The organism is Gordonia terrae (genome assembly GCF_051789125.1).
GTDB lineage: Bacteria > Actinomycetota > Actinomycetes > Mycobacteriales > Mycobacteriaceae > Gordonia > Gordonia terrae_A.
Window position 1 is genome coordinate 2,024,920 of record NZ_CP196526.1, and the last position, 14,279, is coordinate 2,039,198.

The following is a 14,279-nucleotide window of genomic DNA, read 5'->3' on the forward strand; positions in this document are numbered from 1 at the left end:
TTTTTTCGATGGTTTTTCATGGAGAGTTTGATCCTGGCTCAGGACGAACGCTGGCGGCGTGCTTAACACATGCAAGTCGAACGGAAAGGCCCAGCTTGCTGGGTACTCGAGTGGCGAACGGGTGAGTAACACGTGGGTGATCTGCCCTGCACTCTGGGATAAGCCTGGGAAACTGGGTCTAATACCGGATATGACCATGGGATGCATGTTCTGTGGTGGAAAGCTTTTGCGGTGTGGGATGGGCCCGCGGCCTATCAGCTTGTTGGTGGGGTAATGGCCTACCAAGGCGACGACGGGTAGCCGACCTGAGAGGGTGATCGGCCACACTGGGACTGAGACACGGCCCAGACTCCTACGGGAGGCAGCAGTGGGGAATATTGCACAATGGGCGCAAGCCTGATGCAGCGACGCCGCGTGAGGGATGACGGCCTTCGGGTTGTAAACCTCTTTCACCAGGGACGAAGCGTGAGTGACGGTACCTGGAGAAGAAGCACCGGCCAACTACGTGCCAGCAGCCGCGGTAATACGTAGGGTGCGAGCGTTGTCCGGAATTACTGGGCGTAAAGAGCTCGTAGGCGGTTTGTCGCGTCGTCTGTGAAATTCTGCAACTCAATTGTAGGCGTGCAGGCGATACGGGCAGACTTGAGTACTACAGGGGAGACTGGAATTCCTGGTGTAGCGGTGAAATGCGCAGATATCAGGAGGAACACCGGTGGCGAAGGCGGGTCTCTGGGTAGTAACTGACGCTGAGGAGCGAAAGCGTGGGTAGCGAACAGGATTAGATACCCTGGTAGTCCACGCCGTAAACGGTGGGTACTAGGTGTGGGTTCCTTTTCACGGGATCCGTGCCGTAGCTAACGCATTAAGTACCCCGCCTGGGGAGTACGGCCGCAAGGCTAAAACTCAAAGGAATTGACGGGGGCCCGCACAAGCGGCGGAGCATGTGGATTAATTCGATGCAACGCGAAGAACCTTACCTGGGTTTGACATACACCAGACGCGGCTAGAGATAGTCGTTCCCTTGTGGTTGGTGTACAGGTGGTGCATGGCTGTCGTCAGCTCGTGTCGTGAGATGTTGGGTTAAGTCCCGCAACGAGCGCAACCCTTGTCCTGTATTGCCAGCGGGTTATGCCGGGGACTTGCAGGAGACTGCCGGGGTCAACTCGGAGGAAGGTGGGGATGACGTCAAGTCATCATGCCCCTTATGTCCAGGGCTTCACACATGCTACAATGGCTGGTACAGAGGGCTGCGATACCGTGAGGTGGAGCGAATCCCTTAAAGCCAGTCTCAGTTCGGATTGGGGTCTGCAACTCGACCCCATGAAGTCGGAGTCGCTAGTAATCGCAGATCAGCAACGCTGCGGTGAATACGTTCCCGGGCCTTGTACACACCGCCCGTCACGTCATGAAAGTCGGTAACACCCGAAGCCGGTGGCCTAACCCCTTGTGGGAGGGAGCTGTCGAAGGTGGGATCGGCGATTGGGACGAAGTCGTAACAAGGTAGCCGTACCGGAAGGTGCGGCTGGATCACCTCCTTTCTAAGGAGCACACAACTACACACGTTTCGTGGGCGTCTGTTCTGCGGCGTGTGTGTGTTCACGGGTGAAACATCAGACACGTTGTGGTGGCCGGCTTGGTGCTGGTTTGTCCATGGCGAGCATTCCACTGTGAGGTGGGTGCGTTCGCGTCACACTATCGGGGTTCTGAGGGAACACGCGGCTGGCTTTCGGGCTGGTGTGTGTTGTCTTTGACCTAGCTGTCTGGTTGATCGTGCCGGTGAGGTGTCCTGTGGTGGGGTGCGGAGGTGCGGGAGGTTGGATGGTGTGTGTTGTTTGAGAAGTGCATAGTGGATGCGAGCATCTTTATTTCAAATCAACTTTTTGTTGGTCTGTGATTTAGCAGAATTTGTTTTGTGCACGAACGTGGTTCGTGTGGTGTCTACATTCGATCCTCGGGTCTCACTTTGGTGGGGTGTGGGGGTGGTTTGTAGGTGTTGTTGTAAGTGTGTAAGGGCGTTCGGTGGATGCCTTGGTACCAGGAGCCGATGAAGGACGTGGTAGGCCGCGATAGTCCTCGGGGAGTTGTCAAACGAGCTGTGATCCGAGGGTGTCCGAATGGGGAAACCCAGCACGAGTGATGTCGTGTTACCACCAGCTGAATGTATAGGCTGTGTGGGGGGAACGTGGGGAAGTGAAACATCTCAGTACCCATAGGAAGAGAAAACAATTGTGATTCCGTGAGTAGTGGCGAGCGAAAGCGGAGGAGGCTAAACCATGCGCATGTGTAACCGGGTAGGGGTTGTGTGTGTGGGGTTGTGGGGTTCATCTTCTCAGATCTACCTGTCTGGGCGTGAGTCAGAAAATCGTGTGTTAGGTGAAGTGGCCTGGAATGGTCTGCCGTAGTCGGTGAGAGTCCGGTAGCTGAAAACACATGGTCTTGCGTGATGTTCTCCCAAGTAGCAGCGGGCTCGTGGAATCTGCTGTGAATCTGCCGGGACCACCCGGTAAGCCTGAATACTTCCTGGTGACCGATAGCGGACAAGTACCGTGAGGGAAAGGTGAAAAGTACCCCGGGAGGGGAGTGAAATAGTACCTGAAACCGGACGCTTACAATCCGTCAGAGCCTGCGCCATTTCGGTGGGTGGGTGATGGCGTGCCTTTTGAAGAATGAGCCTGCGAGTTAGTGCTCGGTGGCGAGGTTAACCCGTGTGGGGTAGCCGTAGCGAAAGCGAGTCTGAATAGGGCGTTGGAGTCGCCGGGTCTAGACCCGAAGCGGAGTGATCTACCCATGGCCAGGGTGAAGCGTCGGTAAGACGTCGTGGAGGCCCGAACCCACTTCAGTTGAAAATGGAGGGGATGAGTTGTGGGTAGGGGTGAAAGGCCAATCAAACTCCGTGATAGCTGGTTCTCCCCGAAATGCATTTAGGTGCAGCGTCACATGTTTCTTACCGGAGGTAGAGCTACTGGATGGCCGATGGGCCCCACAGGGTTACTGACGTCAGCCAAACTCCGAATGCCGGTAAGTGAGAGTGTGGCAGTGAGACTGCGGGCGATAAGGTTCGTAGTCGAGAGGGAAACAGCCCAGATCGCCGGCTAAGGCCCCTAAGCGTGTACTAAGTGGAAAAGGATGTGGGGTCGCGAAGACAACCAGGAGGTTGGCTTAGAAGCAGCCACCCTTGAAAGAGTGCGTAATAGCTCACTGGTCAAGTGATCCTGCGCCGACAATGTAGCGGGGCTCAAGTACACCGCCGAAGCCGCGGCACTCACACAAGAGCCCGCCTTTCCCTTGCGGGGGATTGGCTAGGTGTGTGGGTGGGTAGGGGAGCGTCCTGCATCCGTGGAAGCCACAGAGTGATCTAGTGGTGGAGGGTGTGGGAGTGAGAATGCAGGCATGAGTAGCGAAAGCAGAGTGAGAAACTCTGCCGCCGAATGACCAAGGGTTCCTGGGCCAGGCTAATCCGCCCAGGGTGAGTCGGGACCTAAGGCGAGGCCGACAGGCGTAGTCGATGGACAACGGGTTGATATTCCCGTACCCGTGTATCCGCGCCCATGCTGAATCAGTTGTACTAACCATCCTGATCCTCCGAGAGTGCCTTCGGGTGCCGAGTGGGGTGATGCATGGGACCTTGGCTGGTAGTAGGCAAGCGATGGGGTGACGCAGGAAGGTAGTGGGGCCAGTCAGTGGTTGTACTGGTGTAAGCCTGTAGGGCGAGCGATAGGCAAATCCGTCGTTCACATAGCCTGAGAGGTGATGCGTAGCCGTTGCGGTGAATTCCATGATCCTATGCTGCCGAGAAAAGCCTCTAGTGAGTTGGTACACGGCCCGTACCCCAAACCAACACAGGTGGTCAGGTAGAGAATACTAAGGCGATCGAGAGAACTGTGGTTAAGGAACTCGGCAAAATGCCCCCGTAACTTCGGGAGAAGGGGGACCCATTCTGGTGACGGCCTTTTCGGTCTGAGCTGGTGTGGGTCGCAGAGACCAGAGAGAAGCGACTGTTTACTAAAAACACAGGTCCGTGCGAAGTCGTAAGACGATGTATACGGACTGACGCCTGCCCGGTGCTGGAAGGTTAAGAGGACCGGTTAGTTCCCTTTGGGGAGCGAAGCTGAGAATTTAAGCCCCAGTAAACGGCGGTGGTAACTATAACCATCCTAAGGTAGCGAAATTCCTTGTCGGGTAAGTTCCGACCTGCACGAATGGCGTAACGACTTCTCTGCTGTCTCAACCACAGACTCGGCGAAATTGCAGTACGAGTAAAGATGCTCGTTACGCGCGGCAGGACGAAAAGACCCCGGGACCTTCACTATAGCTTGGTATTGGTGTTCGGTTCGGTTTGTGTAGGATAGGTGGGAGACTGTGAAGTGGGCACGCCAGTGTTCATGGAGTCGTTGTTGAAATACCACTCTGATCGTATTGGACTTCTAACCTCGGACCCTGATCGGGTTCAGGGACAGTGCCTGGTGGGTAGTTTAACTGGGGCGGTTGCCTCCTAAAAGGTAACGGAGGCGCCCAAAGGTTCCCTCAGCCTGGTTGGCAATCAGGTGTTGAGTGTAAGTGCACAAGGGAGCTTGACTGTGAGACGTACATGTCGAGCAGGGACGAAAGTCGGGACTAGTGATCCGGCACCGGCAAGTGGAAGCGGTGTCGCTCAACGGATAAAAGGTACCCCGGGGATAACAGGCTGATCTTCCCCAAGAGTCCATATCGACGGGATGGTTTGGCACCTCGATGTCGGCTCGTCGCATCCTGGGGCTGGAGTAGGTCCCAAGGGTTGGGCTGTTCGCCCATTAAAGCGGCACGCGAGCTGGGTTTAGAACGTCGTGAGACAGTTCGGTCTCTATCCGCCGCGCGCGTAAGAAACTTGAGGAAACCTGTCCCTAGTACGAGAGGACCGGGACGGACGAACCTCTGGTGTGCCAGTTGTCCCGCCAGGGGCACCGCTGGTTAGCTACGTTCGGAAGGGATAACCGCTGAAAGCATCTAAGCGGGAAGCCTGTTCCAAGATGAGGTTTCTCACCCCCTTCGCGGGGTTAAGGCCCCCCACAGACCATGGGGTTGATAGGCCAGAACTGTACGCACAGCAATGTGTTCAGGTGACTGGTACTAATCGGCCGAGGACTTACAACAACACCCACACACCCAAAACCATTTTTTGGTGTGTTCGCATCCACTATGTACTTCTGAAACAACACACAACAAAAACAAACACAGTTGTGTGTGTGTTTCATAAAGTTACGGCGGCCATAGCGGAGGGGAAACGCCCGGCCCCATTCCGAACCCGGAAGCTAAGCCCTCCAGCGCCAATGGTACTGCACCCTAACCAGTGTGGGAGAGTAGGACACCGCCGAACACAACTCCCAGAATGCCCCGCAACACACGTTGCGGGGCATTCTGCATTCTCATGCGCTTTCTTTGGGGACCACGATCATCGGTATCGACACTGCGCGCAGGATCTTTGCCGCGGTGGTTCCGAGGAACAAGGTGTTCGGCGCGGCCAGCCTGCTCGAGCCCACCATGACGACATCCCCGTCCTGCCACTCCAGAGATTCGACTGCCTCTTCGATGGTGGTTCCCGAGGCGACGACCGAACTCACCGGGAAATCCGGTGGCAGTTGTGCGCGTGCTGCATCAAGAGTCTGCTGGGCGTGCACCTGGGCGCGGTCTATGGCGTGCTGATCCGGTTCGGTGCGCCACGGTTGGACGTCGTCGATGGCGACGAGCGAGATGAGCCGAATCGGTCGATCGGCGCGTACGCCGCTGCGAAGGGCGGTCTCGAACAGCAGTCGCGTCCCGGGACGGTGCCCGATGGCAACCGAGATCTGTCTGACCTCCTCGGCTCCGAGATGCGCGAATCCCGGAGGTGCGACCGCCACGGGGATCGGTGAGGAATGGAGGATGTCGTTGACGACGGTGCCGAGCGTATGGCGTCCGCGGATACCGCCGCCGGCGCCGCCGATCACCAGCATGTCCGCCCCGGTTCGATGAGCCTGGACGATGAGGCCCTCGGCGGGATTCGCATGCTCGGCGATCGTCGTCGTGGTCTCGATGTCGTCCGGCAGTCGCGACGCGGCCTGGTCGAGCCACTGCCGTGCCGCACTGTCGAGAGCATCGGTGAGACGTTCGACGGGGATCGGTTCTGTCGTATCCCCGGAGCGCTCCGGCTCGGGCGGTATGACGATACAGATCTCGAGCTCGGCGTCGAAGGAGCGTGCCAGGCAGGCGCCGAGTGCGACTGCATCCTCGCCTCCCGAGGTCGCGATGTATGCGACGAGCAACTTCATCGGTACTCCCTCACGTGAACGTCTTCCCACCCCGCCCTCGCCAGCCTAGCCACCACCCGATCGATCGGACGCGCGTCGACGACTGCCGAAGTACTCCGGTCTCCGCGTGGTCGGTGTCCCCCTCGGCGACGAACCCGCTTAGATAGGGGCATGGAGTCCCTCGTCGACGGATATTTCAGCCACATCATGGACGAATGCCGATCGGATCGATCGGGAGCAGTGGCCGATTACATCCCGGAATTGGCCGTGGTCGACCCGAACGGTTACGCCCTGTCGGTCTGCGTCCACGACGGTCATACGTACTCCCACGGCGACACTTCCACGTCATTCACAATCCAGTCGGTGTCCAAGCCGCTGACCTACGCGATGGCGTTGCAGAAACACGGGGCCGTCGCGGTGGATGCGCGAATCGGCGTCGAACCGTCGGGAGAGGCGTTCAACGAGATCAGCGTCGACGACCGGCGCCGGCCCAAGAATCCGATGATCAATGCCGGCGCGATCTTCGCGGCGTCTATGTTGCTCCCGCCGATGCGTGGCGTGGACGAGTCCGCGGTGGCTGCAGCGTTCGCCGAGGTGCTCGAGTTCTACTCTGGCTGTGCGGGTCGTCGCCTGACGATGGATGAGGACGTGTACGCCTCGGAGGCGTCCACGGGTTCCCGCAATCGTGCGATCGCGTACATGCTCGACAGCTTCGGCTCGTTGGAGACCAGCCCGGATGCGGCGCTCGATCTGTACTACCGGCAGTGCTCGATCCGCGTGACGACCGACGACCTCGCGGGCATCGGCGCGACCATCGCCAACGGCGGGGTGAATCCGCGAACGGGGCGCTCGGTGTTCTCCGGCGAGACGGCGCAGCGGCTGCTGAGCGTCATGACCACATGCGGGATGTACGACGGCGCGGGGGACTGGGTCACCACCGTCGGACTGCCGGCGAAGAGCGGGGTCGGTGGCGGCATACTCGCCGTGTTGCCGGGTCAGCTGGGCATCGGGGTGTACTCGCCACGACTCGACGAGCACGGCAACAGCGTTCGTGGCGTCGAGGTGTGCCGGTCGTTGTCCAAGGATCTCGGGCTGCACATGTTCAACGTGACACGCGAGAGCCGGGTGACGATCCGGTCGGTGTACGACCTGTCGGACACCACCGTCGGAGAGGAATGGACCGAGCGCGAGCGCAGCTACCTGCGGACGTGCCGGGACACCATCCGGGTATACGAACTCCAGGGCGACCTGACGTTTGCCGGCGCCGAGAGCGTGCACCGGCGGCTGGAAGCCGACATGAACGACTACACGGTGGTGATCGTCGAGATCTCCCGTATCGGGGTCATCGACGCGGTCGCGCGCACAATGGTGCTGAGCATGAAGCAACGACTCGACGACAGCGGACGCCGCGCCATGCTCGTCGACCCCGACGGCGTGGTCCGGGCCAGCGTGGACCGTCACCGCAACGATGCTTCGGTTCCCGATCTCGCTGCACCACAAGAACTCCGGGGGTTCGACCCGGCGTTGCCGCATGTGCACTCGACCATGGACGATGCCATCACCGATGCCGAGTCCTTCTTGCTCAAGCACTACTACGGCCGGTGAGTCCCGCCCCGGGAACCGACGGGCAGGGGGTCCCGTCCAGCAGTGACCGGATGGCCTAGGGTGGGCACGTGCGTCTCGTCATCGCTGAGTGTCAGGTCGACTACGTCGGGCGGCTGACCGCCCACCTGCCCATGGCGCGGCGGCTGTTGCTGATCAAGTCCGACGGGTCGGTCAGCGTGCACGCCGACGACCGTGCGTACAAGCCGCTGAACTGGATGAGCCCGCCGTGCTGGTTGACCGAGGCCGCTGTCCCCGAGGGTACGCAGGCAGAGGCGTACTGGGTGGTCACGAACAAGGCCGGTGAGGAACTGCGGATCACCATCGCCGCCATCGAGCACGACTCCGAACACGAGTTGGGCGTCGACCCCGGGCTGGTCAAGGACGGCGTCGAAGCGCATCTCCAGGAGCTCCTGGCCGAGCACGTCGAGACCCTCGGCCCCGGGCACACGCTCATCCGGCGCGAGTACATGACGGCCATCGGACCGGTGGACCTGCTCTGCCGCGACGCCTCCGGGGCCACGGTCGCGGTGGAGATCAAGCGGCGGGGTGAGATCGATGGTGTTGAGCAGTTGACCCGATACCTCGAGCTCCTCAACCGGGACACGACGCTGGCACCCGTGGCAGGGGTCTTCGCGGCTCAGCAGATCAAGCCGCAGGCGCGAACACTCGCCGAGGACCGCGGGATCCGCTGTGTCGTCCTCGATTACGACGAGCTGCGCGGTGCCGAGAGTACCGAGTTCCGGCTGTTCTAGGGCGCCTGGTCAGGCGTTGCTGGGTGCTTCCTCGACCCTGGCCTCGGGCGAGAGCCTGCGGTTGAGCAGATCCAGGTCCTCGGCGTCGGTGAGCAGCGAATAATCGGAGTCCTCGGGCTGGGTGAGAAGCGCAGGCAGCTCCGCCAACCTGTCGCGCAGCTGGCCGAGGTTGGCGGCGATGTCCTGACGGGCGCGGTCGGCGGCCTGCGCCAACTCGCGGGAGCGGTTCAAGCGCTCGGCGGCGATGTCCAGGGCGGTCTGCCGGATGTGCGCCGCCTCGTCGAGAGCCCGTTCACGCTGGTCGGCCAGTTCGGCATCCTGACGTTCGCGTTCGGCTTCGCGCTCGCGCGCACTGACGGCCTCGAGTTCGGCGACCTCGGCCTTGGCCTTCTCGACGATGCGCCGGGCCTCGTCGTTGGCGGCCGACATCGTCTTGGTGTGTTCGGCCTCCATCGCCGCGGTGCGTTCGGCGATCAGCCGGGCCGACTCCGACTCGTTCGCGGCGGCCGTTTCCTTGACCTGGCGGGCTCGCGCGGCGGCCTCGTCGACGAGCTTCTTGGCGGCGGTACGGGCCTCGCCGCGAACCCGCTCGGCGTCGGCAGCGGCCGACGAGCGCATGTCGGCCGCTTCCTGGCGGGCGATGGACAAGGTCTCGGCTGCCTCGGCGGACGCCTCGGCACGCATTTCCGACGCCTCGTCGGAGGCCAGCTGCAGCATGCGGGACAGGCGTTCGCTCATCCCCTGCGCGGTGGTCGGCGGAACCGACAGTTTGTCCACCTCGCGGCGGAGCTCGGCGATCTCGTCGCGCGCGTCCTCGAGGTGGGAGGCCAACTCGTGTGCGTTGGCGGTGGCGGCGTCGCGATCGGCGGCGAGGACGCGCAGCTCGGCGTCGAGTCGCTGGAGGTGGTCGGCGACCTGCTCACGGTCATAACCGCGCATCACGATCGCGAAGGGCAATTGCCGTGCGGGACCTGGCATGGCGGCCAGTGTATCGGAGAGCGTGCTGGGTCGACGCGTCGTCGGCGGCGACGCGCGGACACCGGTTGCGGCGTCCGCGCGGTCGCGATGCCGACGGTCGCGTGAACGTCCGCCGGTTGTGGGCGAGTGGCAGCCCCCGGCGGGCGTCAGAGCGGAAGTCGTTGACTCCCAGAGGTTTTGCGGAGTTTCGCAGTCCCTCAGTGAGCGTCAGCGGCGGGCTCGACGAGTTCGAGCAGCACGCCCCCGGCATCCTTCGGGTGCACGAAGTTGATGCGTGAGTTCGCGGTGCCACGCTTGGCGGCGGGGTAGAGGACGCGGACGCCGGCCTCGGTGAGTCGCGCCATGACGGCGTCGACATCGGTGACGCGGACCGCGAGTTGCTGTAGGCCGGGTCCGTTGCGATCGATGAACTTCGCGATGGTCGACGACTCGTCGAGCGGTGCCAGCAGCTGGATGACCGCGCCGGTGCCGCCCGCGGGGCCGACCATGGCCTCTTCGACGCCCTGCTCGGCGTTGGTCTCCTGGTGCAGCGTCTCGAAGCCGAGGTGGGTCGCATACCACTGTTTGGCGGCATCCAGATCGGGGACGGCGATACCGACGTGATCGATGGCCACGACCAGGTCGGAGATGAGAGCTGTGGTGCTGGGGTCCGTTGCTGAGGAAGACATGGGACAACGGTAGCGTTGAGGTGTTGAGCGCACAGAGCGGGCGCTCGGTAAACCCCCTCACGAGACCCCCGGAGGTTCGTTCCATGTCCTCGACTCCCGACACGACAACCGTCATCGTCGCCGGTGCGCGCACGCCCTTCGGCCGCCTGATGGGTTCGCTGAAGGACTTCAGCGGGGTCGACCTCGGTGCCGTCGCGATCAAGGGTGCGCTCGAGCGCTCCGGTGTCCCGGCGTCGGAGGTCCAGTACGTGATCATGGGCCAGGTCCTCACCGCGGGCGCAGGCCAGATGCCCGCCCGGCAGGCCGCGGTGAAGGCCGGCATCGGCTGGGACGTCCCCACGCTGACCATCAACAAGATGTGTCTGTCGGGTATCGACGCGATCGCGCTCGCCGACCAGCTCATCCGCGCCGGTGAGTTCGACTGCGTCGTGGCCGGTGGCCAGGAGTCGATGACCCAGGCGCCCCACATCCTGCAGGGCAGCCGCAGCGGCTTCAAATACGGCAACACCGAGCTCGTCGACCACATGGCCTTCGACGGCCTGCACGACGCCTTCACCGATCAGCCGATGGGGGCGCTGACCGAGCAAGGCAACGACGCGGACGGGTTCACCCGCGAGCAGCAGGACGAGTTCGCCGCCCGCAGCCATCGGCTCGCGGCCGCCGCGTGGAAGAACGGACTGTTCGACGACGAGGTCGTGCCGGTGTCTATCCCGCAGCGCAAGGGCGACCCGATCGAGTTCGCCGAGGACGAGGGCATCCGTGCCAACACCACCGTCGAGTCGCTCTCCGGATTGCGTCCGGCGTTCCGCAAGGACGGCACCATCACCGCGGGCAACTCGTCGCAGATCTCCGACGGCGCGGCTGCCGTGATCGTGATGAGCAAGGCCAAGGCCGAGGAACTCGGTGTGACGTGGCTGGCGGAGATCGGCGCCCACGGTGTTGTCGCCGGGCCGGACTCGAGCCTGCAGGCGCAGCCGGCCAACGCCATCGTGAAGGCATGTGACCGCGAGGGCATCGCACCGGCCGACCTCGACCTCATCGAGATCAACGAGGCGTTCGCCGCGGTGGGTCTGTCCTCGACCAAGCAACTCGGCATCGACCCCGAGATCGTCAACGTCAACGGTGGCGCCATCGCCGTCGGCCATCCGATCGGGACCTCGGGTGCGCGCGTGGCGCTGCACGTCGCGCTCGAGCTCAAGCGTCGCGGCGGCGGCACCGGCGCGGCGGCTCTGTGCGGCGCCGGAGGTCAGGGAGACGCACTCATCATCAAGGTGCCGAAGAGCTGACCGAGGAGATGTCTACGACACTTTGTCGTAGTTTGATGTCCGATTCGGCACAATGGGGATCATGCTGTCTTTCTTCGACCTGACCACTCCGGCCAAACGCTTCCGGCTCGTCGCTGTCGCCGAGGCCATCACCTGGGCGATCCTGCTGGTCGCCATGGTCGTCAAACGCGTCAACGACGACGACGAGGCCATCGCCAAGCCGGGCATGATCCACGGCATCGTGTTCGTGATCTTCGTGGTCGTCGCCCTGATCACCGCGGTCCAGCTCAAGTGGAACGCGGTGAAGTGGGAACTCCCGCTGGGTTCGCGCCGGATCGGCATCCCGATCGTCACCCTGCTCGCCCTCGCGTCGAGCATCCCGCCCTTCGGCACGATCGTCTTCGAGTGGTGGGCGCGGCGTAACGGCCACCTCGCCGAGTTGTCGGAGGGCCGAGCGAGCAGGCAGGCCACCGCCTGACCACGTCCACCGCATCACCGATCGCCACGACGCTGCGCCGCTCCCGGCGCAGCGTCGGGGCGATCTTCACGTTGAACGGGTTCCTCGCGGCCATGTGGGTCGCGCACATCCCGGTCATCAGAGCCCGGACCGACGTCGGGCACGACGAGCTCGGCGGGCTGCTCCTCCTGCTGGGCGGGTCGGCGTTCGTCGGCATGCAGGTCTGCGGGCGCCTGATCGACCGTTGGGGTTCACGGCCGGTGACCATCGGCGCGGCGGTGCTGCTGGCGGCGGTGATACTCGCCCCGGTCCTGGCCGTCGACGGGCTCACGTTGGCCGGCGCGCTGGTGGCGTTCGGTTTCGCCAACGGATGCCTGGACGTTTCGATGAACGCGCAGGCGGTGATCGTCGAGCGGGCCTACGGTCGTCCGATCATGTCGTCGTTCCACGGCTTCTTCTCCGCGGGCAGCCTCGTCGGCTCCGGGGTGGTGGCGGCGACGCTGTGGGCGGACGTGGGCGTGGTGCCGACCGTGGCATGCGCGGCCGTCGCGGGACTCGGGGTCGTCGTGGTGGCGGCACGCGGTCTGGCCGACCGGGACGTGGGGGCGATCGACGACGGTGCCGACGAATCCGCATCTTCGCATTGGTGGCGCACCGTCGACCGGCGACGACTGGTGCTGCTGGCACTCGTCGCCTTCGCGCTCATGCTCGCCGAGGGCACCGCCTACGACTGGAGTGCACTCCACGTGGTCGAGACGTTCGGCACCTCCGAAGCGGTTGGAGCCATCGCCTTCGGCGCCTTCAGCGCGACGATGACCATCGCTCGCTTCGTCATCGACCCGGTGGTGACCTCGGTCGGTCCGGTCACGGTCGTGCGGTACGGCGGACTGATCGGAACGGCGGGCATCCTCATCGCGGTGCTCTCGCCCGTGCCGGCCGTCGCCGTCGTCGGCTGGGGCGTGTTCGGTCTCGGCCTGGCGGGCCTGATCCCGCAGATCTTCACCGCAGCCGGCAACCTGTCCGGACAGGCCAGCGGGCGGACGATCTCCGCAGTCGTCGGTTGTGGCTACCTCGGAATGCTCGCCGGCCCGGCGATCGTCGGGTTCATCAGCAGCCGGACCTCCCTGAACACCGGACTACTGGCAGCCGTGGCCGCGCTCGTCCTCGCGATCGGGCTGGCCTCGGTGGTCCGTCCGCCCGGTCCGCGGCCGTTGTCGCCGACGGCCGCCCGGTCGTCAGGCGCCGACTGATCCTTCTCCGGCGGGCGTGCCACACTAGAGGGGTGACGCGACCAACCAATCGTCAGCAGGCCGCCGCGGCGGCCCGCCAGCAGGCTGCAGCCGCCATGGCCATGTCCGGTGCCGTCGATCTCGGCGTTCTGAAGGAACGGGCCGAAGCCGAACGCGCACAAGCACAACGCGCGCAGACCGGGGCGGCATCCGCCCCGCACGATCAGGCCCCTCCCGGTGGGCAGGTCCCGGCAGCGACGGGCGGCGCGGCCGTCCTCGATGTCACCGAGGAGACGTTCGAGGCCGAGGTCCTGAACCGCTCGATGCAACAGCTCGTGGTCATCGACCTCTGGGCCGAGTGGTGCGGGCCCTGCAAACAGCTCTCACCCGTCCTGGAACGACTCGCCGCAGCTTCGGGTGGACGCTGGGTACTGGCGAAGGTCGACGTCGACGCGAATCCGCGTATCGCCCAGGCGTTCCGCGCGCAGTCGATCCCGATGGTCGTCGCCATCATGCAGGGGCAGCCGATCACCGCGTTCAACGGTGTGCGGTCCGAAGCCGAGATCACCCAGTGGATCGACGACATCTTCGCGCAGATCGGCGATGCGCTCCCCGGGGCGCCCGCAGGCGCGGCCCCCGAACCGGAACCCGAGGACCCGCGACTGCTGGCCGCAGAGGCCAAGCTCAACGACGGCGACTTCGACGGTGCGCTCGCCGACTACCGGGCGATCGCCGACGCCGAGCCGGACAATGTCGAGGCGGCCTCGGCCGCACGCAATCTGGAGTTCATCCTGCGCGCGCAGGCGCACGATCCGGCCATCGTGGAGACGGCGTCACCTCGTGACGTGGACGCCCAGCTCGCCGCCGCCGACGTTCTCCTGCTGTCCCAGCAGCCCGAGGCCGCGTTCGATCGCATCATCGACGTCGTGCGGGTGACCAACGGCGAGGAGCGCACCCGCGCCCGTACCCGGTTGCTCGAGCTGTTCGAACTCTTCGATCCCGCCGAGCCGTTCGTCGTCGGCGCGCGTCGCAAGCTCGCCAGCGCTCTCTACTGAGCCCGGT

9 protein-coding genes and 3 rRNA genes are annotated in these 14,279 nt (G+C 63.5%); 9 read left to right on the plus strand and 3 right to left on the minus strand.

Features of this window, described 5'->3' with window-relative positions; all coding sequences use genetic code 11:
- Positions 1-15: 15 nt before the first annotated feature.
- The 3 genes from ACSUZC_RS09195 to rrf all read left to right on the plus strand — a co-directional run bounded on the left by ACSUZC_RS09195 (position 16) and on the right by rrf (position 5,353).
- A 16S ribosomal RNA gene (locus ACSUZC_RS09195) occupies positions 16-1,538 on the plus strand.
- A 458-nt stretch (positions 1,539-1,996) separates the two neighbouring features.
- Positions 1,997-5,130, plus strand: a 23S ribosomal RNA gene (locus ACSUZC_RS09200).
- Positions 5,131-5,236: 106 nt separating this feature from the next.
- Positions 5,237-5,353 (plus strand): 5S ribosomal RNA (rrf, locus tag ACSUZC_RS09205).
- The 16S, 23S and 5S rRNA genes sit together here, the layout of an rRNA operon.
- Before the next feature lie 49 nt (positions 5,354-5,402).
- Here rrf and ACSUZC_RS09210 read toward each other — a convergent pair.
- Complete coding sequence (locus ACSUZC_RS09210) at positions 5,403-6,284, minus strand: universal stress protein (protein WP_439032518.1); 882 nt, start codon at positions 6,282-6,284, stop codon at positions 5,403-5,405.
- Positions 6,285-6,434: 150 nt separating this feature from the next.
- Here ACSUZC_RS09210 and glsA point away from each other — a divergent pair, with 150 nt between their 5' ends.
- Together glsA and nucS are read left to right on the plus strand one after the other, a co-directional pair.
- Positions 6,435-7,868, plus strand: a complete 1,434-nt coding sequence (gene glsA / locus ACSUZC_RS09215; RefSeq protein WP_439032519.1) for a glutaminase A — start codon at positions 6,435-6,437, stop codon at positions 7,866-7,868.
- A 68-nt stretch (positions 7,869-7,936) separates the two neighbouring features.
- Complete coding sequence (gene nucS, locus ACSUZC_RS09220) at positions 7,937-8,620, plus strand: endonuclease NucS (RefSeq protein ID WP_439032520.1); 684 nt, start codon at positions 7,937-7,939, stop codon at positions 8,618-8,620.
- 9 nt (positions 8,621-8,629) lie between these two features.
- Here nucS and ACSUZC_RS09225 read toward each other — a convergent pair whose 3' ends face one another.
- Together ACSUZC_RS09225 and mce are read right to left on the minus strand one after the other, a co-directional pair.
- Positions 8,630-9,598 carry a hypothetical protein gene (locus tag ACSUZC_RS09225; RefSeq protein WP_439032521.1) on the minus strand — a complete coding sequence of 323 codons (969 nt, stop codon included), beginning with the start codon at positions 9,596-9,598 and terminating at the stop codon, positions 8,630-8,632.
- Positions 9,599-9,795: 197 nt separating this feature from the next.
- Entirely contained in the window at positions 9,796-10,266 is a 471-nt protein-coding gene (mce, locus tag ACSUZC_RS09230) for a methylmalonyl-CoA epimerase (RefSeq protein ID WP_439032522.1), read from the minus strand.
- 83 nt (positions 10,267-10,349) lie between these two features.
- Between mce and ACSUZC_RS09235 the strand changes: the two genes are divergently transcribed.
- The 4 genes from ACSUZC_RS09235 (at position 10,350) to ACSUZC_RS09250 (ending at position 14,272) form a co-directional block, all read left to right on the plus strand.
- Positions 10,350-11,552: an acetyl-CoA C-acetyltransferase gene (locus ACSUZC_RS09235; RefSeq protein WP_439032523.1), complete on the plus strand. Its 1,203-nt coding sequence runs from the start codon at positions 10,350-10,352 to the stop codon at positions 11,550-11,552.
- 61 nt (positions 11,553-11,613) lie between these two features.
- Complete coding sequence (locus ACSUZC_RS09240) at positions 11,614-12,009, plus strand: DUF3817 domain-containing protein (RefSeq protein WP_439032524.1); 396 nt, start codon at positions 11,614-11,616, stop codon at positions 12,007-12,009.
- Between the two features lie 71 nt (positions 12,010-12,080).
- Entirely contained in the window at positions 12,081-13,238 is a 1,158-nt protein-coding gene (locus ACSUZC_RS09245) for an MFS transporter (protein ID WP_439032525.1), read from the plus strand.
- A 95-nt stretch (positions 13,239-13,333) separates the two neighbouring features.
- Complete coding sequence (locus tag ACSUZC_RS09250) at positions 13,334-14,272, plus strand: tetratricopeptide repeat protein (protein WP_439033054.1); 939 nt, start codon at positions 13,334-13,336, stop codon at positions 14,270-14,272.
- Positions 14,273-14,279 lie beyond the last annotated feature (7 nt).

Bases quoted from the DNA above. Each gene is read 5' to 3' on its own strand.
- ACSUZC_RS09210 (WP_439032518.1), bottom strand. From the start codon at position 6,284: ATGAAGTTGCTCGTCGCATACATCGCGACCTCGGGAGGCGAGGATGCA.
- glsA (WP_439032519.1), top strand. From the start codon at position 6,435: ATGGAGTCCCTCGTCGACGGATATTTCAGCCACATCATGGACGAATGC.
- ACSUZC_RS09225 (WP_439032521.1), bottom strand. From the start codon at position 9,598: ATGCCAGGTCCCGCACGGCAATTGCCCTTCGCGATCGTGATGCGCGGT.
- mce (WP_439032522.1), bottom strand. From the start codon at position 10,266: ATGTCTTCCTCAGCAACGGACCCCAGCACCACAGCTCTCATCTCCGAC.
- ACSUZC_RS09235 (WP_439032523.1), top strand. From the start codon at position 10,350: ATGTCCTCGACTCCCGACACGACAACCGTCATCGTCGCCGGTGCGCGC.
- ACSUZC_RS09240 (WP_439032524.1), top strand. From the start codon at position 11,614: ATGCTGTCTTTCTTCGACCTGACCACTCCGGCCAAACGCTTCCGGCTC.
- ACSUZC_RS09250 (WP_439033054.1), top strand. From the start codon at position 13,334: ATGGCCATGTCCGGTGCCGTCGATCTCGGCGTTCTGAAGGAACGGGCC.